This is a genomic window from Leifsonia sp. EB41, assembly GCF_041262565.1.
Taxonomy (GTDB): domain Bacteria; phylum Actinomycetota; class Actinomycetes; order Actinomycetales; family Microbacteriaceae; genus Leifsonia.
In genome coordinates this window covers 1,538,995-1,564,187 of sequence record NZ_JBGCCJ010000001.1, presented here as the reverse complement: position 1 = coordinate 1,564,187, position 25,193 = coordinate 1,538,995, and the positions used below count along the sequence as shown (strand labels likewise).

The window sequence follows — 25,193 nt, the reverse complement described above, 5'->3', positions numbered from 1 at the left end:
CTCGGCGGTGAATCGCGCCTCAGGCCGGGTGGCGCGACACCGCGGCGAGCGGGACGTGCCAGCGGAACCGCAGCGACAGCATCCGGAACGCGAACACGAGTGCGGCGGCCGCTGTCTCGGTCCACGGGTTGTAGCCACCCACGCTCCACACCACCGCGACGACCGCCGCCCCGAGCATTGCGGGAACGGCGTAGAGGTCGTGCGGGTCGAAGAGCTGCGGGTCGCGGTTGGCGACGACGTCGCGGAGGAGCCCGCCGCCGACCGCGGTGGTCACGCCGAGCACCGCCGCGGCGACCGGGTTGGCGCCGCGCTCGAGCGCGATGACGGTGCCGGTGACGCAGAACAAGGCCAGCCCGCCGCCGTCGAACACCAGCAGGGTGCGCGGGAACCGCGCCACCGAGCCGGACAGGAAGTAGACGAGGATGGCGGCCACGACCGGTGGAGCCAGGTAGACCGGGTTGGCGAACGCGTTCGGGGTCACGCCGAGGATGACGTCCCGGATCACGCCGCCGCCGAGGCCGGTCAGCGATCCGAGCAGCAGCGAGCCGACGATGTCGAACCCGCGCCGCGCAGCCAGGAGGCTGCCGGAGATGGCGAAGAAGAACGTGCCGAGGAGGTCCAGGACGATGGGCGCCGACATCAGGCCACCCTCTCACGGAACGCGGCGCCGGGCGTCGGCGAGCGGCGCACACCCCGGACAGGGGAGAATCCTGTCATGCCCTTCCCTCTCTACTTCGACTGCGACACCGGCGTGGACGACGCCGTCGCCCTCGCGTATCTGCTGAGCTCCCCGGAGGTCGCGCTCGCCGGCATCGGCACGGTCAGCGGCAACGTCAGCGCGGCCCAGGCGGCCGACAACACGCTCCGCCTGCTGGCGCTGGCCGAGCGGGACCTGCCGGTCGCTGTCGGCGAGCACCACCCGATCGCCGGGACGTTCCACGGCGGCGCGCCGCACGTGCACGGCGTGAACGGCCTCGGTGGCGTCGACCTCCCGGCCGCTGCAGCAGCGCCCGTCGCCGAGGACGCGGCCGACATGCTGCTGCGCCTGTCGCACGAGCACGACGGCGTCCTCCAGATCCTCGCCGTCGGGCCGCTCACCAACCTCGCCCGCGCCCTGGAGCGCGACCCCACGCTGCCCTCCCGGATCGCGAAGGTCACGATCATGGGCGGCGCAGCGCTCGTCCCCGGCAACATCACGCCGGTCGCCGAGGCGAACATCGGCAACGATGCGGAGGCGGCGCGGGCGGTGATCGCCGCGGCGTGGCCGATCGTCCTGGTCCCGCTGGACTCCACGATGGACAACGTGCTGGAGGAGGCCGACCGGGTCCGCTTGGTGGAGGAGGGCGGCCCGCTGGAGAGCGCGGTCGGGCGGATGCTCGACCACTACTTCGACTTCTACGTCACCGAGTACGGCCGCCGCAGCAGCGCCCTGCACGACCCGCTCGCGGCGGCACTCGTCGTCGGCGGCGTCCGCGCCGTGGTCGCGCCGGCCGTCCCGGTGGAGGTCGACGCGACGGACGGGCCCGGCCGCGGCCAGACGATCTGCGACCTGCGCGGGCAGCGCCCTGGACCCGTCGACCGCACGGGCGCGCACGTGCGCGTCGTGCTGCGGACCGAGCCGGACCTCGCCCCGCACCTCCTGGAGCGCGTGCTCGGCTGAGCCCTGCTTCCGGCTCAGTCGCCGCCCGGCTCGCTGAGACCGCGCACGTAAGCGATCAGCTGCCCCGCCACCGCCTCGAACGGTTCGATGCTGGACTGCGCGCGGCTGAGGATGACGCCGCCCTCGCTCCCTGCGACGAGCAGCGCGGCCGCGCCCGGCGCGGCGTCGGCGGGGACGCCGCCGAGCGCGAGGAGTTCGGCGAGCAGGCCGGCCCAGTCGCGGAAGACCTCGCCCGAGCGCTGCAGCAGGTCATCGGCGTCGGCGGCGACCGCGACGGCCACGGCCGAGCAGCCGATGCGGAAGTGCGCGACCAGCAGGAGTTGCCGCCAGGCGTCGAGGAACGTCCCTGCGACCTCCTCCGCCGACCGGCCGCGGGCCGACTCGATGACCGCCATCGACCGCGTCCGCTGGAGGTCGAGCGCCTGCGCGACCAGGCTCGCCTTGCCGCCGGGGAAGTGATGGTAGATGGATCCGCGCGGGGCGCCGGTGAGGGCGAGCACTTCGGAGAAGGACGTCTCCTGGAGGCCCTTCTCGGCCAGCAGCCTGGCCGCGCCCTCGATCATGCGCGCCTTCGCGTCCGAGACCATCGGTGGACCTTTCTGTCGGGAACCCTTGACTATGACGCTCATCATAATCCACACTGGACGCGCAGCCCCGGAACCGAGGAGATGAGTCCCATGCCCATGATCGACGTCTACGCGACCGCCGGCACCTTCGCCGACCCGCACACGCTCGCCAGGACCCTCGCCGACACCCTCAAGGTGATCGAGCAGGTGCCCGACATCCCGATGTTCCGCACGAACACCGCCGCCTTCGTCCACGAGCTCGCGGACGGCGCGCTCTCCAATGTGGACGGCGACTCGAACTACGTGCGCGTCCAGGTGCTGACCAACGCCGGAGCGCTCGACCGGCCGAAGCAGCTCGCGGTGGTCGAGCAGTTCACGGCCATCGTCGCGGAGGCCGCGGGCGACCCCACCCTCACCGAGCGCACCTGGGTCCTCCTCACCGAGGCCGTCGAGGGCGGCTGGGGCTTGGGCGGCCACGCCAACACCAACGAGGAGCTCGTCCAGGCCGCACGCGCCCAGATCGCCGAGCTGCAGGCGGCGGCTCGGAAGGACTGACTCAGCCCTTCGTGAGGTCCTGGGCGAGCATGACGAGGATGCCGCTGGGGCCGCGGAGGTAGGTCAGCTTGTAGATGTCGCGGTAGGTGGCCACGCCGCGGAGCGGATGGCAGCCGTGCCGGTCCGCGATCTCCAGCGCGGCGTCGATGTCGTCGACCTGGAACGCGACGCGGTGCATGCCGATCTCGTTCGGGAGGGTCGGCTCGGTCTCGATCGCGTCGGGGTGGAGGTACTCGAACAGCTCCAGGCGGCCCTGGCCGTCCGGGGTCTGCAGCATGGCGATGTTCGCGTGGTTGCCGTCGAGGCCCACGGCGGTGTCGGTCCACTCGCCGCTGACCGTGTCCCGGCCGACGACCTCCAGGCCGAGGTCGGTGAAGAAGGCGATCGTGGCCTCCAGGTCGCGGACGGCGATGCCGACGTTGTCGAGTGTGATGGGCATGCGTCGCATGGTACCCACCGTCGCGTCGGCGCGCTCTCGGCGCGCTCAGGGCGTTACGCTCGCGCGCGACCCCGGTACGTCCGCGGAAACCCCCGTAACAGCGGGAATCCGGCGGTCGCGCGCGAACTCAGGTCAGGCATCGTCGCTCGACTCGTGTGCTCGCGGTGGTGCCTTCGGCTGCATGATGCCTCCAAAAAGTGCACTTGGCAACAGCGGGTTTTCGCCCTGCCTCCTCGGCCGGATTGCCCCCTTGCCGAGCCGGGGCGCGGCGTCGTACCGTTCGGCCACGCGGAGCGGCACTCGCATCGCGCCAACCGAACGGAGTCGCCATGACTTTCTGGGATTTCCTCGTCTGGTCGTTCTGGTTCTACCTGGTGTTCGTCTGCATCACGATCTTCATCCGGGTGTTCATCGACCTCTTCCGCGACCCAGAGCTCAACGGCTGGGCCAAGGCGCTCTGGTGCGTCTTCCTGGTGGTGGTGCCGTTCCTGGCCGCCTTCATCTACCTGATCGCCCGGGGCGGTCGGATGGCGCAGCGCAGTGCTGCGGGCTCGATGCAGGCCCAGGCCGCCTCCGCCGACTACATCCGTTCTGTGGCGGGGACGGGGACGACCTCCCCCGCCGCCGAGATCGAGTCGGGCAAGCAGCTCCTCGACGCCGGCACGATCACGCCGGCCGAGTTCGAGTCGCTCAAGGCCAAGGCGCTCCGCGGCGCGGCCTAGCCTGAACGCAGCAGTGCCCGAACGCACCAGAGCCCGACCGATCGCTCGGCCGGGCTCTGGCGTATTTTCCCCATACCCGTAGCTACGGGGACCATCAGCATACGCCGCCCGCCGCCCGCGTCACCGGGCGGGCGCCGCTCACTCGCGGGGAACGCGCACCCGCAGCGCGCCCGGATCGACCCGGACGCGCATCGAGCTCACCTCCCCGAAGAGGTCGCCGTCCAGCTCGACCTGCTCCGGGCGGCTGGAGGTCAGCACGAACTCCTTGCCCTTGAGGTAGTTCATCGCGTGCACCTCCCGGTCGTCGCGCATCAGGCGGCGGCCGACGCTGGTGCGGCGCAGCACGCCGTTCTCCCAGAAGATCTTGACGACGATCCGGGCCCAGCCCATGATGCTCTCCGGCCGGAGCACCACGATGTCGAGGATGCCGTCGTCCACCGCCGCGTCCGGGAGCAGCAGGATGTCCGCCTGCAGCGACCCGCAGTTGCCGACGATGACGGTGTGCGCGCGCAGGGTGTGCGGGCGGCCGCCGTCGAGCTGGTACCGCACCCGGAGCACGTTCTTGTCGCGCAGCACCCGGCCCATCGCCTCCACGTACGCGATCCACCCCGCCTTGGCTTTGAGGTCGTCGTCGGTCTCCGCGATCATCTTGGCGTCGATCCCGAGCCCGGCCATCACCAGGAAGGCGCGGCGCTCCGTGCCGTCGCGGCCGTCGCGCAGCTCGGCGAGGCCCACGTCGATGGCCCGGTCGGCGCCGTCGAACGCCGTGTCGAGAGCGTGCTCGACGTCGTCCAGGGTCAGCGAGAGGTTGCGGGCGAGGAGGTTTCCGGTGCCGGAGGGCAGCAGCGCCAGGGCGGTGTCGCCGCCGCGCAGCTCCTCGGCGACCGTACGCACGGTGCCGTCGCCGCCGGCCGCGATCACCACATCCACGCCCTGTTCCAGCGCCTGGCGGGTCTGGCCCGTGCCCGGGTCGTCTTCGGTCGTCTCCAGCCAGAGGGTCTCCTCCCAGCCGTGCCGGCGCTCGGCGGCCGCGAGGGCCTCCCGCAGCCGTTCCGGGTCGGTCTTCACCGGGTTGACCACGATCGCGGCCCTGCTCATGCGTCTCCTTCTGGCGTCGTGCTCGGGCGGCGCGACGCTGACCCAGACAGTACGCCTGAGTGGGCCGGCGTGTGCGAGGCTGAGGGGGTGCATGTGCTCGACGACCCCGCCTGGAACGCCCTCACCGGCCCGCACGCGGCCCTCGCGGTCGGGGACGACCGGGCCCGCCGCTACCCGTCGGACATGTCGCCGTTCGCGTCGGTCGCCGACCGGGGCAGCGACGCGGACTGGGGCCGCCTGGCCGGTCTCGTCGGGCCTGGCACGACGCTGGGCGTGTTCGCCGACGGGGCGCCGGAGGGCTGGGAGGCCGTCGCCGGATACGACTGCTACCAGTACGTGTTCGAGGGCGCCGACCTCCCGGCGCCGCCCGCGCTCGGGGACGACGCGCGCCTCGTCCCGCTCGGGGAGGACGACGTCGCGGAGGCGCTCGACCTGGTCGAGCGCACCAGGCCCGGCCCGTTCCTCCCGCGCACGATCGACTTCGGCGGCTACCACGGCGTCCGCGTCGGCGACCGCCTCGCCGCGATGGCCGGCCAGCGGATGCGCCCCGACGGCTGGTGCGAGGTCAGCGCGGTCTGCTCCGACCCGGAGTGGCGAGGCCGCGGCTTCGCGGTCCAGGTCATGCTCGCCGTCATGCGCGGCATCGTCGACCGCGGCGAGCGGCCGTTCCTGCACGTCGAGACCGTGAACGAGCGGGCGGTCGCGGTGTACGAGCGGCTGGGGTTCACCCGCCGGAAGCGGATGACCGTGCTGGTCTGCCGGACGGCGGCGTGACCGCGTGCGGCTGACCGACCCGGCCGTGCCGATCCCGTCCGGGCTGCGGACGGCGGAGTTCGTCCTGCGCCCGCTCACCGCCGACGACGCGCCGGACGACCACGCGGCTCTGATGGAGACGCGCGACGAGCTGCGGCTGTGGGAGCAGTCCTCCTGGCCGGCCGACGACTTCACCGTCGAGGCGAACCGCGAAGACCTGGCCGGCCTGGAGCAGCGGCACCGCGAGCACAAAGCCTTCACCTACACCGTGCGCGACCCGGGCGACACCGAGTGCCTGGGCTGCGTGTACGTGTTCGACACGAGCGCGAAGTTCCTGGCCGGGTCGACGGTGACGGCGCTCGGCGTTGATGCGTGGGAGGACGTGGAGGCTGTCGTCTTCTTCTGGGTACGCCGGTCGCGGATGGCGGACGGGCTGGACGGCCGCCTACTCGCCGCGCTGCGGGGTTGGTTCGCGGAGGAGTGGCCGGTCGAACGGACCGTGTTCGTCGCGAGCGAGGAGTTCGCCCAGCAGGTCGGGCTCCTCGAAGACGCGGGGCTGGAGCGCCGGTTCGAGTACGTCGAGCCGGATAAGTCGGGGCGGTTCTTGGCGTATGCGTAGTCAAGTCGTGCGCCGGATGGTTGTGGCACTCTATTCTCTGGCAGTCGTGCTCGGTGTGTGCTCGGCAGTTCTCGCCGGGTTCGGAATCGTCACGCCGCCGTGGCTTCTCGTCGGTGGAACAACGGTTCCAGCAGTTATCGCGACGTCTCTGTGGGTGTCAGGAAACCCGAGGGACCCGCAGTGAGCATCGAACTCTGACGGGGCTCAGGGCGCACACTCGCGGCGCGCCTCACGCCGGCGGCGCGACCGGCGCCTTCGGCGGCTTCGCGTTCACCTTCCCGTCGATCGGCGCGGGCACGGTGCTGCCGTCGAGCGTCACCAGCGCAGGCAGAGGCTGCCCCAACGGCCCCGGCCACGGCTTCGGCGCCACCGGCGTCGGCCGCGGGTTCGGCGGGGTCGGCTGGGTGATCGTGCTGCCGGGAGCCGGCGGCACCGGCCTCCCGAGCCCCGGCTGCACCAGGTGCGCGAGCGAGGGCGCGTCGTCCACGCGCGGCACCCCGAAGATGCCGAGCCCGAGCAGGTCGCAGATCGTCTTCGGGATGGACGCGTGCGAGTGCCATTCCGGGTCGATCGCCTGGCTGACGGCGCCGCCGAACATGAGCAGCGGGATGCGCGAGCCCCCGATGACCTGGAAGCCGTCCGGGTGCAGCGCGTCCGGAACCGTCTCGATCGCGGGCGTCGGCACCGAGTCGGCGTAGCCTCCCCAGTCGTCCCAGGTCAGGATGAAGACCGTCTCGTCCCAGCCGCCGCCGTCGATCACCGCCTGGACGCGCTGCCAGACCAGCCCCTGGCCCTTGGTCACGTAGTCGGGCGCGGGCGTCGCCGGCGGGTGCTCGTCGTAGCCGGCGGGGGACCAGACGTAACAGACGTCCGGCAGCGTCCCGCCCTTCGCCATCGGGATGAACTGCGACGGCGGGAACACCTCGCTCGACCCCGGCGCCGTGGACGTGGTCGTGTAGAACTTGACCGGGTAGCCGTCCTGGTCGGGGAACGCGCCCCAGCTCACGCCGGCCTTCTGGGCGACGCTGAAGATCGACGGGAGGTCCCACACCGGGTGTGCGCCGACGAACGGCGGGTTCTTGAGCGTCGGCATCTGCCCGCCGACGGCCAGCATGTGGCCGGGGGTGGAGTTCGAGCCGGAGCCGAAGTGGTGGTCGCTGAACACGAAGTTCTTGGCGAGCCAGCTGTAATAGGGGATGACCTGGTCGTTGTCGAGCTGCATCGGCTCGGCGGGATAGTCTCCCATCGCCCAGTGCACCCACGCGTTCCGGTCGTGGGGTTGATCGAAGTCGGGGGCGCTGGTGCGCAGGTTCCCGTTGTTCGCGACCTCGGCGCCCCACTCCGCGAGGGAGGGGAAGTAGAAGTCTGTTGTCTTGTTCTCCTGGATAAAGACGATCACGCGCTTCACCGCTGCCATGCGTCCCACCGAAGCACGCGGGCGGGCGACACGCCAGAGGGCAGGGGAATCCGCTAGGAGGTGGGGGCGTCATCCCGGCGAGTGCGCGCCATCGCCATCACTTCCAGACGAACGAGAGGACTACCTCTCCCATCGCTGTGAGCACTTCGCCCACGCGAGAAATCCACAGCTTGACGGTCCACCGCCGAACGGACTCGCGCTCTTCCACTCAACCCCCCCGTGTTCGCGATCGAGCGTAGCCGACGCCGGGGCTCTGCTGCGGCAATCACTGCAACATCCCCGTCATCGCCACCGCACCATCGTCGTTCCCGGTCATCGATGCCAGACCCCAGACCTGCTCGATGGTCCGCAGCAGCGAGTAGTGCGTGAACGGCGTCGCGGCGACGGTGTGCGCGCGCGCCGCCGACCCGGCGAACACGCACGCGACCACGTTGTCCGACGCGTCGCCCTCGTCGAAGGTCACGATCAGCAGCGAGCGCTGCGTCGTGAACGCCGGGGACGCCAGGATCGTCGGGACGTTCGCCTTCAGCCACGCGTCTCCCGCCGCGACCGAGCAGTCGTGCATGTCGTCGCAGAGGTTCGGGCTGATGAAGGAGAACGCCGGGAGCGTGGAGGCCGACGCGAGGTCGCCGGCGAAGCGCGAGTACGGGACGTCGTGCGCGGCGCAATAAGAAGAGGAGCCCGTCACGCTCGGGAAGTACAGGAACGGGTTGTGCTTGACCGCGTACAGGCTCGTGTTCGCCGTCGTGCACGGCGACGGCATGCTCTCGGCGTACATCCGCCAGGAGCGGCCGGCGCGGTCCAGCTCCTCAGCGAGGTTCGGGCCGGTGACCAGGCAGGAGCCGCCGGGAGGGTTGCAGTCGGTCGTGATCCCCGCGGTCGTGCCGCTCGTGAGTGCGAGGTAGTTCGGGAGGCTCGGGTGCGTGATCGCCGAGTACCTCGTGGCGAGCGCGCCGGTCTGCGCGAGTGAGGTCAGGTAGGGGGCCTGGGGGTCGCCGATGACGGAGCCGGCGGGCTTGTTCTCGTCCACGATGACGACGATGTGCTGGATCGCGGTCGCGACGGCGGCGGGCGGCGAGGAGGGCGCAGGGCGCGTCGGCGACGAGGTCGTGGTGAGCGCGACCGTGGGCCTCGGCGTGGGCGCGACGCCGGGTGCGCACCCGGCGAGGACGAGCACGCCGGTGAGCGCGCACCCGGCGGCCAGGGCCCTCCCGTTCATGGCAGCACCGTACGCCGCGCGACGCAGGATCGGGCGACCCGATCCCGACCGCCGGTCAGCCCAGCGGCCCCTCGCAGCTCTCCCGCAGCAGAACCGTGACCGGCAGCTCCGTGCTGACCGGCTCCAGGTCGGGGTCGGTGAGCCGGGCGACCATCGCGCGCACCGCCGCGCGGCCGAGCTCCAGCATCGGCTGCATCACGGTCGTCAGCCGCGGCTCCGAGCGGGCGCTCTCGTCGATGCCGTCGAAGCCGGTGACGATGATGTCCTCCGGGACGCGCACGCCGGCCGGGCGCAGCGCGTCCAGCACGCCGAGGGCCATCTGGTCGTTGGCGCAGACCAGGGCGCGGGGGAGGCTGCCGCGGGCGATCAGGTCCTCGGCGACGGCGCGGGCGCGCTTGCGGGAGAACTCGCCGTGCAGCACCGGCAGCGCCGTCGGGTTGATGCCGCGGCCCTCCAGTGCGTCCGCGAAACCGCCGTAGCGCTCGGCGTCGTCGGGGGAGTCGAACGGGCCGGTGAGGTACACGGGGTCGCGGATGCCGTGGTCGTCGATCAGGTGCTCGGTGAGGGCGCGCATGCCCTCCCGGTTGCGCACGGTGAGGTGGTCGAAGTGGTCGCCTCGGCGCTGTCCGGCGAGGTACACGACCGGGATGGTGTCGCCGATCCGCTTCAGGAGGTCGTGCGGCGCGCTCTGCGCGATGACGGCGAGGCCGTCGACTTTCCCTGCGAGATCGTTCAGCGTGAGCTCGAGTCCCTCAGGGGTGCGGCCGCGACCGACGCAGATCATCAGCGAGAAGCCCTGCCGCCAGGCCTCCAGCTCGCAGCCGCGCAGCACCTCCTCGAAGTACAGGTTGGCCGCGTTGCCGTGGTCGGGCGTGGCCGGATCGCGCCGGATCTCCACGGTGCCGGTGTCGCTGACCTCCGGGTCGCTGAGGTCCTGGACCGCGTCGACGCCGGGCAGGAACAGCCCGAGCACGCCGGTGCGGCGGGCCGCGAGCCCGCGGGCGCTGCCGCTCGGCACGTACCGGAGCTCGCGCACCGCGGCGAGTACCCGCTCCTGGGTGGAAGCGCGTACATCCGAGGGTCGCGTGAGTACGCGGGACACCGTCGCGATGGACACTCCCGCGTGCGCGGCGACATCATACACCGTCGGTTTTCTCGCCACGTTTCCCCCCGAGTTCGTCTGTGAATCCGTTGCCAGAATCCCATTGTGGCACGAGGAAACTTAATTCGGATGGGGTTGAAAGACGTTTCGTATGCGCTTACAGTGGCGGAGCACCACGCATCAAGTCATCGTCGACTGAAGGGACCACACCGCGATGAAACAGTCCAGGACGCGCCTCCGGCGTTCACTCGTCGCCCTCGCCGCCGCAGCGTCACTGCTTGCGATGAGCGCCTGCAGCCTCCAGACCTCGGGGGCCAGCAACAACTCGGGAGCCAGCGGCTCTCTGCTCTTCGGTGCGGACGGCGGGAACCCGACGTTCGTACGCAACTTCAACCCGTTCTCGCCGAACACGCGAACCGGCGCGCACTACATGTACGAGCCCCTCCAGGTCGTGAACTCCATCGACGGCAAGGCGACGCCGTTCCTCGCGACGGGCGACAAGGTCGTCGACCCGAAGACGATCCAGTACACGATCCGCCAGGGCGTGAAGTGGTCGGACGGCACGGCGTTCACCCCGGCGGACGTCGTCTACACCTTCGACCTCATCAAGAAGACCTCCGCGCTCGACCTGCTCGGCCAGTGGCAGAACATCGACACGATCAGCACGTCGGGCGACACCGTGACGTTCCACCTGAAGACCCCGAACGTCCCGGCCGCGAGCATCATCGACCAGCAGATCATCGTGCCCCAGCACATCTGGAAGTCCGTGAAGGACCCGGTGACCTGGGCCAACGAGAAGCCGGTCGCCACCGGTCCGTACACGGTCGGCACCTTCGCTCCGAACCAGTACACGATGGTGAAGAACACCAGCTACTGGCAGGCGGACAAGGTCGCGGCGGAGAAGCTGGTGCTGCCGGCCTCCAACACCGGCCTCCAGCTCGTCAAGGGCGGCTACGACTGGGCCTACTCGTTCATCGACAACGTGGACAAGACCTGGGTCGGCGCGAACAAGCAGCACAACAAGTACTGGTTCCCGCCCGGCGGCACCATCTCGCTGATGCCGAACCTGACCAAGGCCCCGTTCAACAACCTGGACTTCCGGATGGGCCTCAGCTACTCCCTCGACCGCGACAAGATCGCGCAGGACGCTGAGGAGGGCTACGTGAAGGCCGCGGGCCAGAACGGCCTGCTCCTGCCGAACTCGCAGCAGTGGCTGAACTCCTCGCTGCCGAACCAGGGCATGATCACGCAGGACACCCAGAAGGCGCTCGCGTCGTTCGCCAAGGCGGGCTACACGCAGAAGGGCGGCAAGCTCGTCGACGCCTCCGGTCAGCCGCTCCAGCTCACGATCACCACGCCCAACGGCTACACCGACTGGCTGCGCGGCGTGCAGGCCGTCCAGCAGCAGCTGCAGGCCATCGGGATCACCGTCACGATCGACCAGCCGCAGCCTGCCGCCTACACCCAGGCGCAGAACAACGGCGACTTCCAGCTCCTGATGGGCGCGTTCGGCGGCGCCGGCAGCGTCTACCAGGACTTCAACACCCTGATGAGCAGCAGTTTCGTCAAGCCGGTCGGCACGTCGGCCTCCGGCAACTTCGAGCGGTTCAGCGACCCGCAGGCGGACAGCCTGCTGCAGCAGCTCCGCTCGGCCACCTCGACGAGCGACCAGAAGAAGTACATCGACCAGCTCCAGGAGGTCATGTACAACAAGGTCCCCGTCATCGGGATGTTCTACGGCGGCCTGTGGGGCCTGTTCAGCGACAAGAGCTTCACAGGCTGGCCGAGCCAGAGCGACCCGTACGCGACCCCGGCCACCTGGACCGAGAACTCGCTGCTGATCCTCACCCACCTCACGAAGGCGAAGTGATCGCAGGCCGGTCGCGGGCGACGTCCGCGACCGGCCGGCGATCCCGCCTGCCCCGAACACTGAAAGGAGGTCGTCGTGCGCTATGTGCTCGGAAAGCTGGGACTCTTCGTCCTCACCCTCTGGGCGGCCGTCACGGTCAACTTCATCCTGCCGCGACTGATGCCAGGCTCGCCCGCTGACGCGGCGATCGCCAAGCTCAGCCAGAACGGCCCGGTGTCGCCCGCGATGCGCGCCTCGATCGAGGCGCAGCTCGGCGTGCCGACCGGCAGCCTGTGGGACCAGTACGTGACGTACCTTGGCCAGGTCGTCCACTTCGACTTCGGGCCGTCGTTCAGCTACTTCCCGCAGTCCGTCTCCAGCCTCATCGGCGCGGCGCTCCCCTGGACGCTCGTCCTGGTCGGCACCGTGACGGTCCTGGCGTTCGTCCTCGGCACCCTGCTCGGCGTCCTGGCGGCGTGGAAGCGCGGCACCGCGTTCGACACCATCCCGACCGTCGGCGGGCAGTTCCTCTCCGCGTTCCCGTACTTCTGGATCGCGCTGATGCTGCTGTTCTTCCTCGGCTACGTGGCCGGCTGGTTCCCCACCAGCGGCGCGTACTCCCAGACGGCGACGCCGAACTGGAGCTGGGACTTCTTCATGGATGCGCTGTACCACGGCATCCTGCCCGGCCTGACGATCCTGCTGACCGCGTTCGGCGGCTGGATCATCGGCATGCGCAACACGATGGTGAACACGCTCGGCGAGGACTACGTGACCTTCGCGGAGGCGAACGGCCTGCGCACGCGCACCGTCGCACTCCGTTACGCCGCCCGCAACGCGCTGTTGCCGCAGTTCACGTCGTTCGGCATGGTGCTCGGCGGCGTGGTCGGCGGATCGCTCCTGGTGGAGACCGTGTTCGCCTATCCCGGCGTCGGCCTCCTCCTCTTCCACGCGGTGACCAACCAGGACTACCCGCTGATGCAGGCGCTGTTCCTCATCATCACGGTGAGCGTTCTGATCGCGAACTTCCTCGTGGACATCCTGTACGGCGTACTCGACCCGAGGACCAGACGATGACGCAGAAGGAACCCACCATGACGCAGACTCCGACGACGTCCCACGTCCGGGCCACCGAGATGGCCGCTGCGGAGAACGATCGCAAGGGCTGGAACCCGCTGCGCGTCGTCGGCCGCGCGTTCGGGACGGTGTGGTCGGAGCCCAAGGCGCGCTTCGGCATCGTGCTGCTCGCGCTCTTCATCCTGATGGCGATCTTCGCGCCGCTGATCGCACCATACGACCCGCACGACACGTCGTTCCCGCACAGCCAGGACGGCAGCGCCGCGCACCTGCTCGGCACGACAGGCGTCGGCCAGGATGTGCTGTCCCAGCTCATCTGGGGCGCCAGGGTGTCCGTCTCGGTCGCGCTGATCGCCGGCCTCCTGAGCACCATCGTCGCGATCCTGGTCGGGCTGAGCTGGGGCTACGTCCGGGCGTTCTGGGGCGAGGGGGTCGGCTTCGTCGTCAACCTCTTCCTGGTCATCCCGTCGCTGCCGCTGATGATCGTGATCGCCGCGTACCTGCACAACGGCGGCATCGCCGTGATCGTGCTCGTCGTCGTGGTCACCGGCTGGGCGTGGGGCGCCCGCGTGCTGCGCTCGCAGACGCAGACCCTCCGCTCGCGCGACTTCGTCACCGCTGCCAAGTTCAGCGGCGAGAGCCCGAGCCGGATCGTGTTCCGGGAGATCCTGCCCAACATGACCTCGCTGATCGTCGCCAGCTTCTTCGGCGCGGCGACCGCGGCCATCCTCGCGGAGGCCGGCCTGGAGTTCCTGGGCCTCGGCGACCCGAACACGGTGAGCTGGGGAACGATGCTCTTCTGGGCGCAGAACAGCAACGTGCTGCTCACCGGCCAGTGGGTGCAGCTCTTCGCGCCCGGCTTCATGATCGCGCTGTTCGCCGTCTCCATGACGTTCATCAACTTCGGAGTCGACGGGCTGAGCAACCCCCGTCTGCGTGAGAGGAAGGCCGCACGATGAGCCTGCTGAAGGTCGAAGACCTGTCCGTCGTCTACGACGAGGGCAAAGGCCAGTCGTTCGAGGCCGTGAAGAAGGTGAGCTTCGAGCTCGGCCAGGGCGAGTTCGTCGGGCTCGTCGGCGAGTCCGGCTCCGGCAAGTCCACCCTCGGCTTCGCGCTGACCCGGCTGTCCAAGCCGCCGGCGCGCATCGCGGGAGGCCGCATCCTGTTCGACGGCACCGACATCGCCGCGCTCTCCATCGAGGAGGTGCGCACCCAGCGCCAGGGCGGCTTCGCCATGGTGCTGCAGTCGGGCATGAACGCGCTCAACCCCGTGCGCACCATCCGCAACCACTTCCTCGACATCTTCGCCGCGCACGGCCACGTGCCGCCGCGGGCGCGCGCCGCCCGCGCGGAGGAGCTGATCGCGAAGGTCGAGCTGCCGGAGGCCACCCTGGGCCGCTACCCGGGCGAGCTGTCCGGCGGGATGCGGCAGCGCGTCTCGATCGCGATCGCGCTCGCCCTGGAGCCGCGGCTGATGGTGTTCGACGAGCCGACCACGGCGCTCGACGTGCTCGTGCAGCACGCCGTGATGAACACCATCCGCCAGCTCCAGGCGTCGGAGAACTTCACCGCCATCCTGATCAGCCACGACCTCGGCGTCGTGCTGGAGGCGACTCAGCGCGTGCTCGTCATGCACGACGGCGTGATCGTGGAGGACGCCCCGAGCGACCGCATCCTGAAGGCTCCGGAGCACCCGTACACGCAGATGCTGCTGAGCCACTACGGCGACCCGCGCGCCGCCGAGGTGACCGTGCCCGGGCTGGAGCGGAGGCAGGAGGGCACCGCCCGGCCTGCGCCGGTCACGTCGGCGGTCGCCGGCGCGCGCACCACGGGGAACGCAGCCCGGCAGCGCATCGGCGCCCGCGAGCCGATCGTGGTCTCCGACCTCGTGAAGGTCTATCCGAAGGGGCGGAGAGGCGGCGAGACGCGCGCCGTCGACGACGTGTCCTTCACCCTGGAGCCCGGGATGTCGATGGCGCTCGTCGGCGCGAGCGGCAGCGGCAAGTCGACCATCGCCAAGATGATCACCGGCGTGGAGCGGCCGACCTCCGGGACGATCCAGTTCGGTGACACCCGCATCGACACCCTCCGGGGCCGGCGCGCGCTGAAGCAGCTCCACTCCGAGGTGCAGATGGTGTTCCAGGACCCCTACGCGGCGCTCAATCCTCTGCACACCGTGGAGTACATCCTGACCAGACCGGTCGAGAACTTCACCGGCCTGCGCGGCAACGCCGCCCGGATGCGCGTGCTCGAACTCCTGGAGACGGTCGGCCTCACGCCGGTCGAGAAGTTCGCCACCCGGCTGCCGCACCAGCTCTCCGGAGGCCAGCGCCAGCGCGTGGTCATCGCCCGCGCGCTCGCCAGCGACCCGCAGGTGATCATCGCCGACGAGCCGGTCTCGATGCTCGACATGTCGCTGCGCGCCGGCGTCCTCGCGCTGCTGGAGGAGCTGCGACGCACCCGCGGCGTGTCCATGCTCTACATCACCCACGACCTGCTCAGCGCGCGGCTCGTCACCGACCGGATCATGGTGCTCGACAAGGGCGTCGTGGTCGAGCGCGGCGACACCGCCGAGGTGCTGCAGCGCCCGCAGGACGACTACACGGTGCGGCTGCTCGACGCCGTGCCGACGCCGTCGCGCGGCTGAACCCTGGCCACAAGTCCAGACCCGACTCCCGACCGACCACACCAAGGAGAACTCTGTGCTCACCTTCCCCGACGGCTTCCTCTGGGGCGCCGCGACCGCCGCTCACCAGGTGGAGGGCAACAACGTCAACAGCAACTGGTGGGTCATGGAGCACGCGCCCGGCACGGCGATCGTGGAGCCGAGCGGCGACGCCGCCGACCACTACAACCGGTACCCGGAGGACCTGCGCCTCCTCGCCGACGCGGGCCTGAACAGCTACCGCTTCTCGGTGGAGTGGGCGCGCATCGAGCCGGAGCGCGGCTTCGTCTCGCGCGCGAACCTCGACCACTACCGCCGCATGATCGACGCCTGCCTCGACGTCGGTCTGGAGCCGGTCGTGACGCTCATGCACTTCACCGTGCCGCGCTGGATGGACCAGGCCGGCTTCTGGCGCAACCCGGAGGCCCCCGACCTGTTCGCGCGCTACACCGAGACCGTGCTGCCGATCCTCCAGGACGGCGTGCGCTACGTGTGCACGATCAACGAGCCGAACATCGCGGCGATGCTCGCGGGCGGCGAGAAGGCGGAGAACCTGGTCGCCTACGGCCTCCCGAACCCCGACCTCCACGTCGCCGACGCGTTGCTGGCCTCGCACCGCCGCTCCCGCGAGGTGCTGTCGTCCGTCCCCGGACTCCAGAGCGGCTGGACCATCGCCACGCAGGACTTCATCCCGACCGAGGAGCCGGGCTCCGCCGAGATGCTGCACGAGTACGGCTACCCGCGCGACGACTGGTACCTGGAGGAGTCCGCCGGCGACGACTTCCTGGGCGTGCAGGCGTACACCCGCACATTCGTCGGCCCGGAGGGCCCCCTCCCCGTCGCGGAGGACGCCGAGACGACGCTGACCGGCTGGGAGTACTTCCCGCAGGCCGCCGCCGACGGCATCCGCGCGGCGTGGGAGAAGAGCGGGCACACCCCGATCATGGTCACCGAGAACGGCATCGCGACCGCGAACGACAGCCGCCGGATCGACTACACCGAGGCGTCGCTGCGCGCCATCCACGAGACCATCGCCGAGGGGGTGGACGTGCGCGGCTACCTGCACTGGAGCGCCCTCGACAACTACGAGTGGGCCAGCGGGTACCGGCCGACGTTCGGGCTCATCGGGGTCGACCTGGAGACGTTCGAGCGCACCCCCAAGCCGTCGCTCGGCCGGCTGGGCTCGATCGCGCGGCAGAACGGCCTGTGAGCGCGGTGCCCGGGCTCCCGACCACTCTGGCCGGCTCGCGCATCCTGATCGACGGGGAGCCCCGAATGGTGCTCGCCGGCGAGGTGCACTACTTCCGGGTGCCGCGGCACGAGTGGGCGGACCGCCTCGTGGCCGCCCGGGAGGCCGGGCTCAACGCCGTCGCGTCCTACATCCCGTGGATCTGGCACGAGCTGCCCGACGGTACGGTCGACCTGGCCGGGTCGACCCGGCCGGAGCGCGACCTGGGCGCGTTCATCGACCTGTGCGCAGAGCACGGGCTGTGGTTCATCGCGCGGCCCGGCCCGTTCCAGATGGCGGAGCTGAAGAACGAGGGCATCCCGTTCCGCGTGCTGCACGAGCATCCCGAGGTCCGTCAGCTCGGCTGGGACGGCGAGCCGGGGTCGACGCACTCGCTCGACTACCTGGCGCCGGCGTTCCTGACGGAGTCGTCGGCCTGGTTCGACGCGGTCCTCCCGGTGATCGCGGCGCGGCAGCGCGAGCACGGCGGTCCGGTGATCGCGGTGCAGCTCGACAACGAGGTCGGCATGCTCGACTGGGTGTCGAACACCCCGACGCTCACCGACGACGCGCTGCGGGCGTTCGCGCAGTGGTCGGGGGAGACGACGAACCCGCGCACGGGTGCAGCGCACACCGACGCGGAGCTCGCACTGCACCAGCAGCTCGGCCGGTTCGTGCGCAGCCGGTACGCCGCCTACCTGCAGCGCCTGGAGGGCTGGGCTCGGGCGGCCGGGATCACCGCACCCCTGCTCGTCAACATCCACGGCACCGACGCCGGCCGCGGGCTGACGTTCCCGATCGGGATCAGCCAGCTCGCGCAGTCGTACCGCGGCCGGCCGGGTGTCGCCGCCGGGACCGACATGTACCTCGGCGAGCTCACCGTGACCGACGCCGCCGACCTCTACGTCGCCAACGCGTTCACGGCCGCGGTGAACGACGCGGACCAACCGCTGACCGCGCTGGAGTTCGACGCGGGCAGCGGAGACTACAGCGAGGACCTCGCCCAGCTCGTCTCGCCGGAGGCGACCGTGCTCAAGACGCTGCTGGACGTGGCGCAGGGCACCCGGCTGATCAACTACTACCTGTTCGCGGGCGGGATCAACCCGCTGCTCGACGAGCCGGTGGGCGACGGCAACGACCGCATCTCCTTCACGGGCGAGCGGCACGGGTTCGCCGCGCCGATCGGGCCGGAGGGCGAACCGTCCGCGGGCCTCGACGGCGTCGTGGAGGCGGCGCGCACCGTGATGGAGCACGCCGCACTGTTCGCGACGGCGGCGCAGCTCACCGACGACCTGGTGCTCGGCTTCGTCGCCGACCACTACCTCACCGAGTACCGGCATCCGGCGGCCACCCGTCGCGCGGAGCAGGTGCGCGACCGCGAGCTGCACCGCGGCCTCGGCGTGCGGCAGACCCTCGCCCGCGCGCTCGTGTTCGGCGGCTGGAGCTTCCGGGCGCTCGACCTCCAGGCCGCCGCCGGCAGCGACGAGGCGTGGAGCGCGGGCGCATCCGCCGACACCCGGGACGGACGCGAGCGCGAGCTCATCGTCCTGGCGACGGGACGCGAGCTCGGCCGCGGTGTGCAGGAGTTCCTGGCGCGGCACCTCGGGACGGGAGGCCGGCTGTTGCTCGCCGGCGACCTCCCTGCTGAGGACGTCGACGGCTCGCCGTGCACCGTCCTCGCCGACGCGCTCGGCCTGACGAGTGCGGGCGTGGTGGTGGAGAGCATGCACGCCGAGCGTCAGTACTTCCCGAGCGTCCGCGCGGTCGGTCCGCTCGCCGGGCATGGAGCGCGGGAGGTCCGCGTGACGCGGGCCCAGCTCCTCGCCGGGGACGGCGAGCCGCTGCTCCGGGAGACCGGGAGCGGCCTCCCAGCGGCGATGCGCGTCGAGACGCCCGGCGGCGGGGTCGCCGTGGTGCTCGGCGCCGACTACCCGGTGCACGCGGGTTTCTGGCGGTCGCTGCTGGAGGCGGTCGGGGTGCGGCAACGGCTGGAGCTCGGGGCCGATCGCGCGGGCGCCATCGCCGTCCCGGTCGCGAGCGAGCAGGCGGCCGCCGTCGTCGCGATCAATGTCGCGCCCTACCCGGTGACGCTCCGTCCCGTGCTCGACGGCGTCGCCGTGACCGCTGGGCCGCTGGTGCTTCCGGCGCGCGGCCACCGCGTCCTTCCCGTGTCGTAACACCTCCCGCGGGTGAAGTTCTCGCCCCGCTGTTGCGCCGCGGCACCCTCGATGCCACTATTTACTGAACGATCGGTAAGGAACGAGGAGGTTCCGTGGGTGGTGCGCACATGAGCTCAGAGTCAGTCCGTCCCATGATGCTCCGGGACCGCGCGTCCGCGGCGCTCGGCATGGTGGTCGAGAAAGACGAGCCCGGCGAGGCGGTCGTCGGCATGACGGTCCGCGAGGACATGACGAACGGCTTCGCCATCACGCACGGCGGCCTGGTGTTCGCACTCGCCGATACCGCCTTCGCCATCGCCTGCAACGAGGACGAACGGGTGACCGTCGCCGCCGGCGCCGACATCACCTTCCTCAAGTCCACCCGGGCCGGTCAGACCCTCACCGCCCGCGCCGTGCGCCGCACGGTGGTCGGCCGCAACGGCGTCTACGACGTCACCGTGACCGACGAGACCGGCGACGTGGTCGCGGAGTTCCGCGGCCGCTCGCTCACCACCAACCGGTCGGCCGTCGAGCACGGCAGCACCACCGAATGACCCCGTAAGGACACCATGTCGACGACGACACCGGCCCCCGCCGCCCCCGACCTGACCGAGATCGACCCCGTGGCGATCAGCCGCGACGAGCTTCGCGACCTCCAGCTCAAGCGGCTGCAGTGGACCGTGCGGCACGCCTACGAGAACGTCCCGCTCTACCGCGCGAAGTTCGACGCCGCGGGCGTCGGCCCGGACGACATCAGGACACTCGAGGACATCGTGCGCCTCCCCTTCACGACGAAGGAGGACCTGCGCTCGACGTACCCGTTCGGGATGTTCGCGGTGCCGATGGAGGAGATCCGCCGCATCCACGCCTCGTCCGGGACGACCGGGCGGCCGACCGTCGTCGGCTACACGCAGGGCGACCTCGACCGCTGGGCCGGCCTGGTCGCACGCTCCCTCCAGGCCGCCGGGGTCGGCGCCGGCTGGAAGGTCCACAACGCCTACGGCTACGGTCTCTTCACCGGCGGCCTCGGCGCGCACGCGGGCATCGAGCGGCTCGGCGCGACGGTCATCCCGATGTCGGGAGGCCAGACCGCGCGGCAGGTGCAGCTCATCCACGACTTCGAGCCGGACGCGATCATGTGCACGCCCAGCTACCTGCTGACCATCGCCGACGCCATCGAAGCCGCGGGGCTCGACCCGCGCGGCACGTCGCTGAAGGTCGCGATCCTCGGCGCCGAGCCCTGGACGAACGAGCTCCGCCGCGAGATCGAGCACCGCCTCGGCCTCGACGCGGTCGACATCTACGGACTCAGCGAGGTGATGGGGCCGGGCGTCGCGAGCGAGTCGGTGGTCACGAAGGACGGCCCGCACGTCTGGGAGGACCACTTCCTCCCGGAGGTCATCGACCACGAGACCGGCCTGCCCGTGGCCGACGGAACGACCGGCGAGCTGGTCTTCACGTCGCTGACCAAGGAGGCCTTCCCGGTCATCCGCTACCGCACGCGCGACCTGACCCGCCTGCTGCCCGGCAGCGCGTACCCGGCGCTGCGCCGCATCGAGAAGATCACCGGCCGCGACGACGACATGATCATCCTGCGTGGCGTCAACCTGTTCCCGACCCAGATCGAGGAGCTGGTGCTCGGCATCGAGACGCTGACGCCGCACTTCATCCTCGAACTGCGCAAGGAGGGCCGGATGGACGCGCTCACCGTGCGGATCGAGCGCCATCCCGACCTCGACCGCGAGGTCTGCGAGGCCGCCGCGCAGGTGCTCCGGCAGAAGATCAAGGTGCACATCGGCACGACCGTGGACGTGGTGCTCGCCGAGCCGGGGGAGCTGCCGCGCAGCGAGGGCAAGTACAAGCGGGTGTACGACTACCGCTGAGGTGTCCCCGACGCCGGGGGTTGATGTGTTCCTGGTGCCGACCTAGACTCCCCGGCATGAGGGGGGCTCAACTCTCGACACGGGCAGGGATCGCGGCGGCCGCACTGGGGGCGGCGCTGCTGGGCGGTCTCGCCCTCCCGCAGGCCGCGGTCGCCGCACCGGGGGCGACCGCCCTCGGGCCGATCAACCCCGTCGCCCAGCCGCTGGCCGGGCACCCGGCGAACAGCGGGTTCCTGGTGATCGCGCAGGGGAACGTCCTGCTGTCGGCGGACGAGTCGGAGGGCACCGTCGCGGTCGGCGGGAACCTGTCGTTCACGACCTCGTACAACGTCGCCGCGCACTCACCGGCGGTTCCCACCTTCACCGCTCCGGGCGACACGGTCCAGACGCTGCTGTACGTGCGAGGCGGCGTCGTCTTCCCGCCGACCGGCGTCAATCTCAAGGTGCTCAACGGCGGCTACACGAAGATCGGCGACACCTCCACCTACACCGCTTTCGACCACGACCAGAACAACGCCCTCATCAACTACTCGATCGTGCCGAAGGGCGCCGCGGCGACCACCAACCCGCAGATCTCCGGGACCGTGACCCAGACGCCCGCCTCCATCGGCACGCCGGTGCCGAGCTCGCTCATCGACGTCGACGGGGCCTTCGCGCTCTACCGTCCCACGGCGACCGCGCTCGCCGGGTGCGACGAGAACGTCCTCCCCACCGACGCGAACGGCACGCCGATCACCCGGCCGATCACCTCCCCGACGAGCATCTACCTGACCCTGACGCCGGGCGTGACCAACGTGCTGAACCTCACCGCGGCGGAGCTCGGCCAGCTCACCGAGATCACCTACCGCACCGCGCCCTCCGCCAGTATGCCGCTGCTCATCAACGTCACCGGCGACTACACCGGGACGTTCCCCAACCAGGCCGGGGTCAGCGGCAACCAGGCGCCGTACATCCTCTGGAACTTCCCGACAGCCTCCACGGTCACGGTGAACGGCGGCGCGGCGATGGAGGGCACCCTGTACGCGCCGAACGCCGCGGTGTCGTGGGTGCAGACCAACAACATCGAGGGCAACGTCGTGGCCGCGTCGTTCGTGCACGGCCCCGGCGCCCTCGGCCAGGTGCGCGAGGTGCACGACTTCCCGTTCGCCGCGCAGCTCTCCTGCGAGTCGGCGCCGGCGCAGGACCCGATCCTGACTCTGGTGAAGGTCGTGCACAACAGCGACGGCTCGACCGGCCAGCCGTCCGACTGGACGTTGACGGGCTCCGGCCCGGACACCGTCACAGGGCCGGGGAACAGCGCGGCCGTGACCGACCAGGTGGTCGCGCCGGGGGATTACACACTGTCGGAGTCGGGGACGCTGACCGGGTATACGCCCGGAGCGTGGTCGTGTGTGGGCGGGGTGCTGAACGGGGATGTCGTCACGGTGGCGCAGGGCGCTGCGGTGACGTGCACCATCGAGAACACGTTCGTGCCGACGCCGACTCCCACCCCGACGCCGACACCTCCGCCCGTCGTCCCGGACGGCGGCGGCAGCTCCACGGCCGGAGGCGCCACCGAGCTCGCTGACACCGGTTCCGAGACGCCGACACCGCTTCTGGCGGCGGCCGTCACGCTGATCGCCGGCGGGGTCGCGCTGTCCGTCGCGGGTGCGGTCCGGGGGCGGCGGAAGGCGCGCCGCGAATAGTCTCCGCCGAGGTCAGCTCGCGCGGTCGGCCGGAAGGAAGACCCCGAGCGCACGGGCGACGCGTCGCAGCGTCTGCTTGAGCTGTTCGAGCTCGCCGTCGTCCAGCCCGAAGTCGACCGCGGCCTCCGCGTCGAGGGTCTCGTGCTGGACGGTGCGGAGGAGGTCGGCGCCGGCCGGCGTGAGGGAGACGTCGAGCCGCCTCCCGTGCACGGTGCTCTGCGTGCGGCTGACCAGTCCGCGCTCCAGGAGCCGGGCGATCGCCGCGGACATCGACTGCGCGGTCACGCCTGAGCGGTCGGCGAGCTGCGCGCCCGTCAGGGTGCCAGGATGCTCGATGTCGAGCTGCGCGAGGGCGGAGAGCTGCGCGGGGGTGAGCCCGTAGTCGCGGAGGCGCTGGTCGAGCCGCTGCCCGAGAGCGCCGTCGATGCGGCGGACGAGATAGGTCAGCCGGTCGCCGAAGTCGCGCGGGCCGTGGATGTTCTGCTCGGGCATGGCTTACACTGTATCAGTCAACTGATATAAGTTGACTGATACAGACAGGAGATCGCTATGACTTTCGCATCCGTCCGCTTCCCCACCGACGATGTCCCCGGCCTCGTGGCCTTCTACGAGAAGGCTCTGGGCATCGAAGCGAACTGGGCCACCGACCGGTTCGTCGAACTGGTGACCAGCCGCGGCACCATCGCGATCAGCGCCACCGCCCTCACCGACCGCTTCGCGGCCGCGTCCGTCGCTCCGCGCTCGAACGGCGGCATGATGCTGGAATTCCTGGTCGACGACGTCGACGCGGACCGCGACCGCATCGCGGAGCTCGCGGGCGGCCTGGTCATGGAGCCGACCACGCTGCCGTGGGGCAACCGCTCGATGCTGTTCCGCGACCCGGACGGGACGGTGATCAACTTCTTCACGCCGGTCACGCCGGAGGCGGTGGCGCGCTTCGGGGCGCGGTGAGGCGCCACCGCCTCCGCCCTCAGCGCGCCACGAGCAACGAACGGGACACGTTCCCGCTCGCGCCCGCCGTCCACGATGTGCGAGCACCGGACGAGATGAGCCACGTCCCGAGGTCGCGGGGCCAGATCACGTCCGCCTTGCCGTCGCCGTTCAGGTCGGCGAGCTGCAACTGGGCGGCGGGGACGTCCGCCAGGACGCCCTTCTCCCAGGACGATGCGGCGCCATACGAGACCCACCAGCGTCCGTCCGTCGAGCTCGGCCACAGGACGTCCGTCGTGCCGTCGCCGTTCACGTCGCCGAACTTCAGCTCGGCCACCGGCACATCGGCCTTCACGGTCCTGCGCCACGGGCTCGACCCGCCGTCGGAGATCAGCCACGAGCCGTCCGGGTGCGCGTAGAAGACGTCGGCCTTGCCGTCGCCGTTGAAATCGCCGACGCGGATGTCCTTGCTGGGCACCCCCGCCACGGGCAGCCGCCTCCACTCGGAGGTGCCGCCGTAGGAGACCCACCATTCGGCCTTGACCGGATTGGCCCAGAACACGTCGGCCTTGCCGTCGCCGTCGAAGTCGCCGAGCTGGAGGTCTTCGCCGCGTGCCCCTCCACCGTTGGCGAGTGCGGTCCACGCGGAGGTCCCGGAGTAGGACACCCACCACTGGCCCTTGTCGTCGGGCCAGAACACATCGGCGACCCCGTCGCCGTTGAAGTCGGCGAACTGCATCCGATCGATCGGGATGTTGCCCGTTGCCAGGGTGCGCCACGCGCTGATTCCGTGGTCCGAGACCTGCCAGCGACCGTTCGGGTGCGCGAAGAAGACGTCGGCCGCTCCGTCGCCGTCGAAATCGGTGCTGTTGGCCGTGCGAGGCAGTGGGCAGCCGTCGTAGATCGCGTAACCGGCGTCGAACGGGCACACATCGGCCGAGTCGGGAATGCCGTCCTTGTCGGAGTCCACGGGCGGTGCGGGAGGTGTGCTCGACACGTTCAGTCCGACGGAGTTGCCTCGGTAGTCGGCGTGCTGGTGGTTGCAGTCATCTCTGAAGGTCACGAAGTACGGCGAGTCGAGATTGACCGTACTGCAGGTGTTCTGTCCCATATGGGCGCCGGCGTTCACCTGCGGCACGATCGCCTTCATGAGGGCGCGCAGGCGGAACGTCGCCGTGTCGTTGCCGTTGACCTTCCCGTCTCCCGTCCGGTCGATGTCCATGGCCGTCGTGGACATGTAGCCGTCGCTGTCCCAGGTCTTCTGGCAGTGCGGCGAAAGTGACGGACAGGTGTTCTGGCCGTCGTCCGCGCAGGAGCGGTTCAGATCGGTCACGCGGACGCTGCCCGTGTGCTTGATGACGGCGATCAGGGTCTGCAACGCCCGCTTGTCCACGCGGCACTCCTCCCGGATCGTGCCAGTGGCCAGCGGCTGGATCTCGTCGCGGATGATCGAGCCGCGGACGATGGTCGCCTCGGTCAACTGTCCGGAGGCGGCGTACCGCATCAGCTCACTCGCCGCGCCCTGGGGCGTGGCGGGGAGGTCGCGCGTGGCACACGCGATGTCGCA

General features: G+C 70.6%; 24 protein-coding genes. 15 read left to right on the top strand and 9 right to left on the bottom strand.

Annotation, left to right across the window (positions count from 1 at the left end):
- Positions 1-19 precede the first annotated feature (19 nt).
- Positions 20-640 carry a trimeric intracellular cation channel family protein gene (locus tag ABH923_RS07705; RefSeq protein ID WP_370054750.1) on the bottom strand — a complete coding sequence of 207 codons (621 nt, stop codon included), beginning with the start codon at positions 638-640 and terminating at the stop codon, positions 20-22.
- 75 nt (positions 641-715) lie between these two features.
- Between ABH923_RS07705 and ABH923_RS07700 the strand changes: the two genes are divergently transcribed.
- Positions 716-1,660: a nucleoside hydrolase gene (locus ABH923_RS07700; RefSeq protein WP_370054749.1), complete on the top strand. Its 945-nt coding sequence runs from the start codon at positions 716-718 to the stop codon at positions 1,658-1,660.
- A 14-nt stretch (positions 1,661-1,674) separates the two neighbouring features.
- Here the strand turns inward: ABH923_RS07700 and ABH923_RS07695 are convergent, their stop codons facing one another.
- The gene (locus tag ABH923_RS07695; protein WP_370054748.1) at positions 1,675-2,247 is read right to left on the bottom strand and encodes a TetR/AcrR family transcriptional regulator; all 573 of its coding nucleotides are present in this window, start codon (positions 2,245-2,247) and stop codon (positions 1,675-1,677) included.
- 90 nt (positions 2,248-2,337) lie between these two features.
- On the opposite strand from ABH923_RS07695, the gene ABH923_RS07690 reads away from it, so the two are divergent.
- A complete protein-coding gene (locus ABH923_RS07690; protein ID WP_370054747.1) occupies positions 2,338-2,781 on the top strand; it encodes a 4-oxalocrotonate tautomerase family protein in 444 nt (147 codons plus the stop codon).
- 1 nt (position 2,782) lies between these two features.
- Here ABH923_RS07690 and ABH923_RS07685 read toward each other — a convergent pair whose 3' ends face one another.
- Entirely contained in the window at positions 2,783-3,220 is a 438-nt protein-coding gene (locus tag ABH923_RS07685) for a VOC family protein (RefSeq protein ID WP_370054746.1), read from the bottom strand.
- Positions 3,221-3,549: 329 nt separating this feature from the next.
- Here ABH923_RS07685 and ABH923_RS07680 point away from each other — a divergent pair, with 329 nt between their 5' ends.
- Complete coding sequence (locus ABH923_RS07680; protein WP_370054745.1) at positions 3,550-3,942, top strand: SHOCT domain-containing protein; 393 nt, start codon at positions 3,550-3,552, stop codon at positions 3,940-3,942.
- Between the two features lie 138 nt (positions 3,943-4,080).
- On the opposite strand, the gene ABH923_RS07675 is transcribed toward ABH923_RS07680, so the two are convergent.
- On the bottom strand, positions 4,081-5,040 hold the full coding sequence (locus ABH923_RS07675; protein WP_370054744.1) for a diacylglycerol kinase family protein: 960 nt from the start codon (positions 5,038-5,040) through the stop codon (positions 4,081-4,083).
- 87 nt (positions 5,041-5,127) lie between these two features.
- Here ABH923_RS07675 and ABH923_RS07670 point away from each other — a divergent pair, with 87 nt between their 5' ends.
- Together ABH923_RS07670 and ABH923_RS07665 are read left to right on the top strand one after the other, a co-directional pair.
- Positions 5,128-5,814, top strand: a complete 687-nt coding sequence (locus ABH923_RS07670; RefSeq protein ID WP_370054743.1) for a GNAT family N-acetyltransferase — start codon at positions 5,128-5,130, stop codon at positions 5,812-5,814.
- A gap of 4 nt (positions 5,815-5,818) precedes the next feature.
- Complete coding sequence (locus ABH923_RS07665; protein WP_370054742.1) at positions 5,819-6,412, top strand: N-acetyltransferase; 594 nt, start codon at positions 5,819-5,821, stop codon at positions 6,410-6,412.
- A 229-nt stretch (positions 6,413-6,641) separates the two neighbouring features.
- On the opposite strand, the gene ABH923_RS07660 is transcribed toward ABH923_RS07665, so the two are convergent.
- The 3 genes from ABH923_RS07660 to ABH923_RS07650 all read right to left on the bottom strand — a co-directional run bounded on the left by ABH923_RS07660 (position 6,642) and on the right by ABH923_RS07650 (position 10,192).
- The gene (locus ABH923_RS07660) at positions 6,642-7,829 is read right to left on the bottom strand and encodes an alkaline phosphatase family protein (protein WP_370054741.1); all 1,188 of its coding nucleotides are present in this window, start codon (positions 7,827-7,829) and stop codon (positions 6,642-6,644) included.
- Between the two features lie 265 nt (positions 7,830-8,094).
- Positions 8,095-9,048: an alkaline phosphatase family protein gene (locus ABH923_RS07655; protein WP_370054740.1), complete on the bottom strand. Its 954-nt coding sequence runs from the start codon at positions 9,046-9,048 to the stop codon at positions 8,095-8,097.
- 55 nt (positions 9,049-9,103) lie between these two features.
- Positions 9,104-10,192 carry a LacI family DNA-binding transcriptional regulator gene (locus tag ABH923_RS07650; RefSeq protein ID WP_370054739.1) on the bottom strand — a complete coding sequence of 363 codons (1,089 nt, stop codon included), beginning with the start codon at positions 10,190-10,192 and terminating at the stop codon, positions 9,104-9,106.
- A 172-nt stretch (positions 10,193-10,364) separates the two neighbouring features.
- On the opposite strand from ABH923_RS07650, the gene ABH923_RS07645 reads away from it, so the two are divergent.
- The 9 genes from ABH923_RS07645 to ABH923_RS07605 all read left to right on the top strand — a co-directional run bounded on the left by ABH923_RS07645 (position 10,365) and on the right by ABH923_RS07605 (position 22,696).
- Complete coding sequence (locus ABH923_RS07645; RefSeq protein WP_370054738.1) at positions 10,365-12,020, top strand: ABC transporter substrate-binding protein; 1,656 nt, start codon at positions 10,365-10,367, stop codon at positions 12,018-12,020.
- Between the two features lie 75 nt (positions 12,021-12,095).
- On the top strand, positions 12,096-13,076 hold the full coding sequence (locus ABH923_RS07640; protein ID WP_370054737.1) for an ABC transporter permease: 981 nt from the start codon (positions 12,096-12,098) through the stop codon (positions 13,074-13,076).
- A gap of 17 nt (positions 13,077-13,093) precedes the next feature.
- Entirely contained in the window at positions 13,094-14,035 is a 942-nt protein-coding gene (locus ABH923_RS07635) for an ABC transporter permease (RefSeq protein WP_370054736.1), read from the top strand.
- Positions 14,032-15,723 (top strand): ABC transporter ATP-binding protein, encoded by a 1,692-nt coding sequence (locus ABH923_RS07630; RefSeq protein ID WP_370054735.1) that lies wholly within the window; start codon positions 14,032-14,034, stop codon positions 15,721-15,723. Before ABH923_RS07635 ends, ABH923_RS07630 begins: the two co-directional genes overlap by 4 nt.
- Positions 15,724-15,778: 55 nt before the next feature.
- On the top strand, positions 15,779-16,951 hold the full coding sequence (locus tag ABH923_RS07625; RefSeq protein WP_370054734.1) for a glycoside hydrolase family 1 protein: 1,173 nt from the start codon (positions 15,779-15,781) through the stop codon (positions 16,949-16,951).
- A complete protein-coding gene (locus ABH923_RS07620) occupies positions 16,948-19,146 on the top strand; it encodes a beta-galactosidase (protein ID WP_370054733.1) in 2,199 nt (732 codons plus the stop codon). Before ABH923_RS07625 ends, ABH923_RS07620 begins: the two co-directional genes overlap by 4 nt.
- A 134-nt stretch (positions 19,147-19,280) precedes the next feature.
- Positions 19,281-19,682 (top strand): hydroxyphenylacetyl-CoA thioesterase PaaI, encoded by a 402-nt coding sequence (gene paaI / locus ABH923_RS07615; RefSeq protein ID WP_370054732.1) that lies wholly within the window; start codon positions 19,281-19,283, stop codon positions 19,680-19,682.
- 15 nt (positions 19,683-19,697) lie between these two features.
- On the top strand, positions 19,698-21,011 hold the full coding sequence (gene paaK / locus ABH923_RS07610; RefSeq protein ID WP_370054731.1) for a phenylacetate--CoA ligase PaaK: 1,314 nt from the start codon (positions 19,698-19,700) through the stop codon (positions 21,009-21,011).
- Between the two features lie 56 nt (positions 21,012-21,067).
- On the top strand, positions 21,068-22,696 hold the full coding sequence (locus ABH923_RS07605) for a collagen-binding domain-containing protein (protein WP_370054730.1): 1,629 nt from the start codon (positions 21,068-21,070) through the stop codon (positions 22,694-22,696).
- Between the two features lie 12 nt (positions 22,697-22,708).
- Here ABH923_RS07605 and ABH923_RS07600 read toward each other — a convergent pair whose 3' ends face one another.
- Complete coding sequence (locus ABH923_RS07600; protein WP_370054729.1) at positions 22,709-23,188, bottom strand: MarR family winged helix-turn-helix transcriptional regulator; 480 nt, start codon at positions 23,186-23,188, stop codon at positions 22,709-22,711.
- Between the two features lie 57 nt (positions 23,189-23,245).
- On the opposite strand from ABH923_RS07600, the gene ABH923_RS07595 reads away from it, so the two are divergent.
- Positions 23,246-23,647 carry a VOC family protein gene (locus ABH923_RS07595; protein ID WP_370054728.1) on the top strand — a complete coding sequence of 134 codons (402 nt, stop codon included), beginning with the start codon at positions 23,246-23,248 and terminating at the stop codon, positions 23,645-23,647.
- A gap of 19 nt (positions 23,648-23,666) precedes the next feature.
- On the opposite strand, the gene ABH923_RS07590 is transcribed toward ABH923_RS07595, so the two are convergent.
- The gene (locus ABH923_RS07590) at positions 23,667-25,130 is read right to left on the bottom strand and encodes an FG-GAP repeat domain-containing protein (protein ID WP_370054727.1); all 1,464 of its coding nucleotides are present in this window, start codon (positions 25,128-25,130) and stop codon (positions 23,667-23,669) included.
- Positions 25,131-25,193 lie beyond the last annotated feature (63 nt).

What these genes read in the sequence shown, in the direction of transcription:
- ABH923_RS07705 (WP_370054750.1), bottom strand. Translation starts at nt 640, where the DNA reads ATGTCGGCGCCCATCGTCCTGGACCTCCTCGGCACGTTCTTCTTCGCC.
- ABH923_RS07700 (WP_370054749.1), top strand. Translation starts at nt 716, where the DNA reads ATGCCCTTCCCTCTCTACTTCGACTGCGACACCGGCGTGGACGACGCC.
- ABH923_RS07695 (WP_370054748.1), bottom strand. Translation starts at nt 2,247, where the DNA reads ATGGTCTCGGACGCGAAGGCGCGCATGATCGAGGGCGCGGCCAGGCTG.
- ABH923_RS07690 (WP_370054747.1), top strand. Translation starts at nt 2,338, where the DNA reads ATGCCCATGATCGACGTCTACGCGACCGCCGGCACCTTCGCCGACCCG.
- ABH923_RS07685 (WP_370054746.1), bottom strand. Translation starts at nt 3,220, where the DNA reads ATGCCCATCACACTCGACAACGTCGGCATCGCCGTCCGCGACCTGGAG.
- ABH923_RS07680 (WP_370054745.1), top strand. Translation starts at nt 3,550, where the DNA reads ATGACTTTCTGGGATTTCCTCGTCTGGTCGTTCTGGTTCTACCTGGTG.
- ABH923_RS07675 (WP_370054744.1), bottom strand. Translation starts at nt 5,040, where the DNA reads ATGAGCAGGGCCGCGATCGTGGTCAACCCGGTGAAGACCGACCCGGAA.
- ABH923_RS07660 (WP_370054741.1), bottom strand. Translation starts at nt 7,829, where the DNA reads ATGGCAGCGGTGAAGCGCGTGATCGTCTTTATCCAGGAGAACAAGACA.
- ABH923_RS07655 (WP_370054740.1), bottom strand. Translation starts at nt 9,048, where the DNA reads ATGAACGGGAGGGCCCTGGCCGCCGGGTGCGCGCTCACCGGCGTGCTC.
- ABH923_RS07645 (WP_370054738.1), top strand. Translation starts at nt 10,365, where the DNA reads ATGAAACAGTCCAGGACGCGCCTCCGGCGTTCACTCGTCGCCCTCGCC.
- ABH923_RS07635 (WP_370054736.1), top strand. Translation starts at nt 13,094, where the DNA reads ATGACGCAGACTCCGACGACGTCCCACGTCCGGGCCACCGAGATGGCC.
- ABH923_RS07630 (WP_370054735.1), top strand. Translation starts at nt 14,032, where the DNA reads ATGAGCCTGCTGAAGGTCGAAGACCTGTCCGTCGTCTACGACGAGGGC.
- paaI (WP_370054732.1), top strand. Translation starts at nt 19,281, where the DNA reads ATGATGCTCCGGGACCGCGCGTCCGCGGCGCTCGGCATGGTGGTCGAG.
- paaK (WP_370054731.1), top strand. Translation starts at nt 19,698, where the DNA reads ATGTCGACGACGACACCGGCCCCCGCCGCCCCCGACCTGACCGAGATC.
- ABH923_RS07605 (WP_370054730.1), top strand. Translation starts at nt 21,068, where the DNA reads ATGAGGGGGGCTCAACTCTCGACACGGGCAGGGATCGCGGCGGCCGCA.
- ABH923_RS07600 (WP_370054729.1), bottom strand. Translation starts at nt 23,188, where the DNA reads ATGCCCGAGCAGAACATCCACGGCCCGCGCGACTTCGGCGACCGGCTG.
- ABH923_RS07595 (WP_370054728.1), top strand. Translation starts at nt 23,246, where the DNA reads ATGACTTTCGCATCCGTCCGCTTCCCCACCGACGATGTCCCCGGCCTC.
- ABH923_RS07590 (WP_370054727.1), bottom strand. Translation starts at nt 25,130, where the DNA reads ATGCGGTACGCCGCCTCCGGACAGTTGACCGAGGCGACCATCGTCCGC.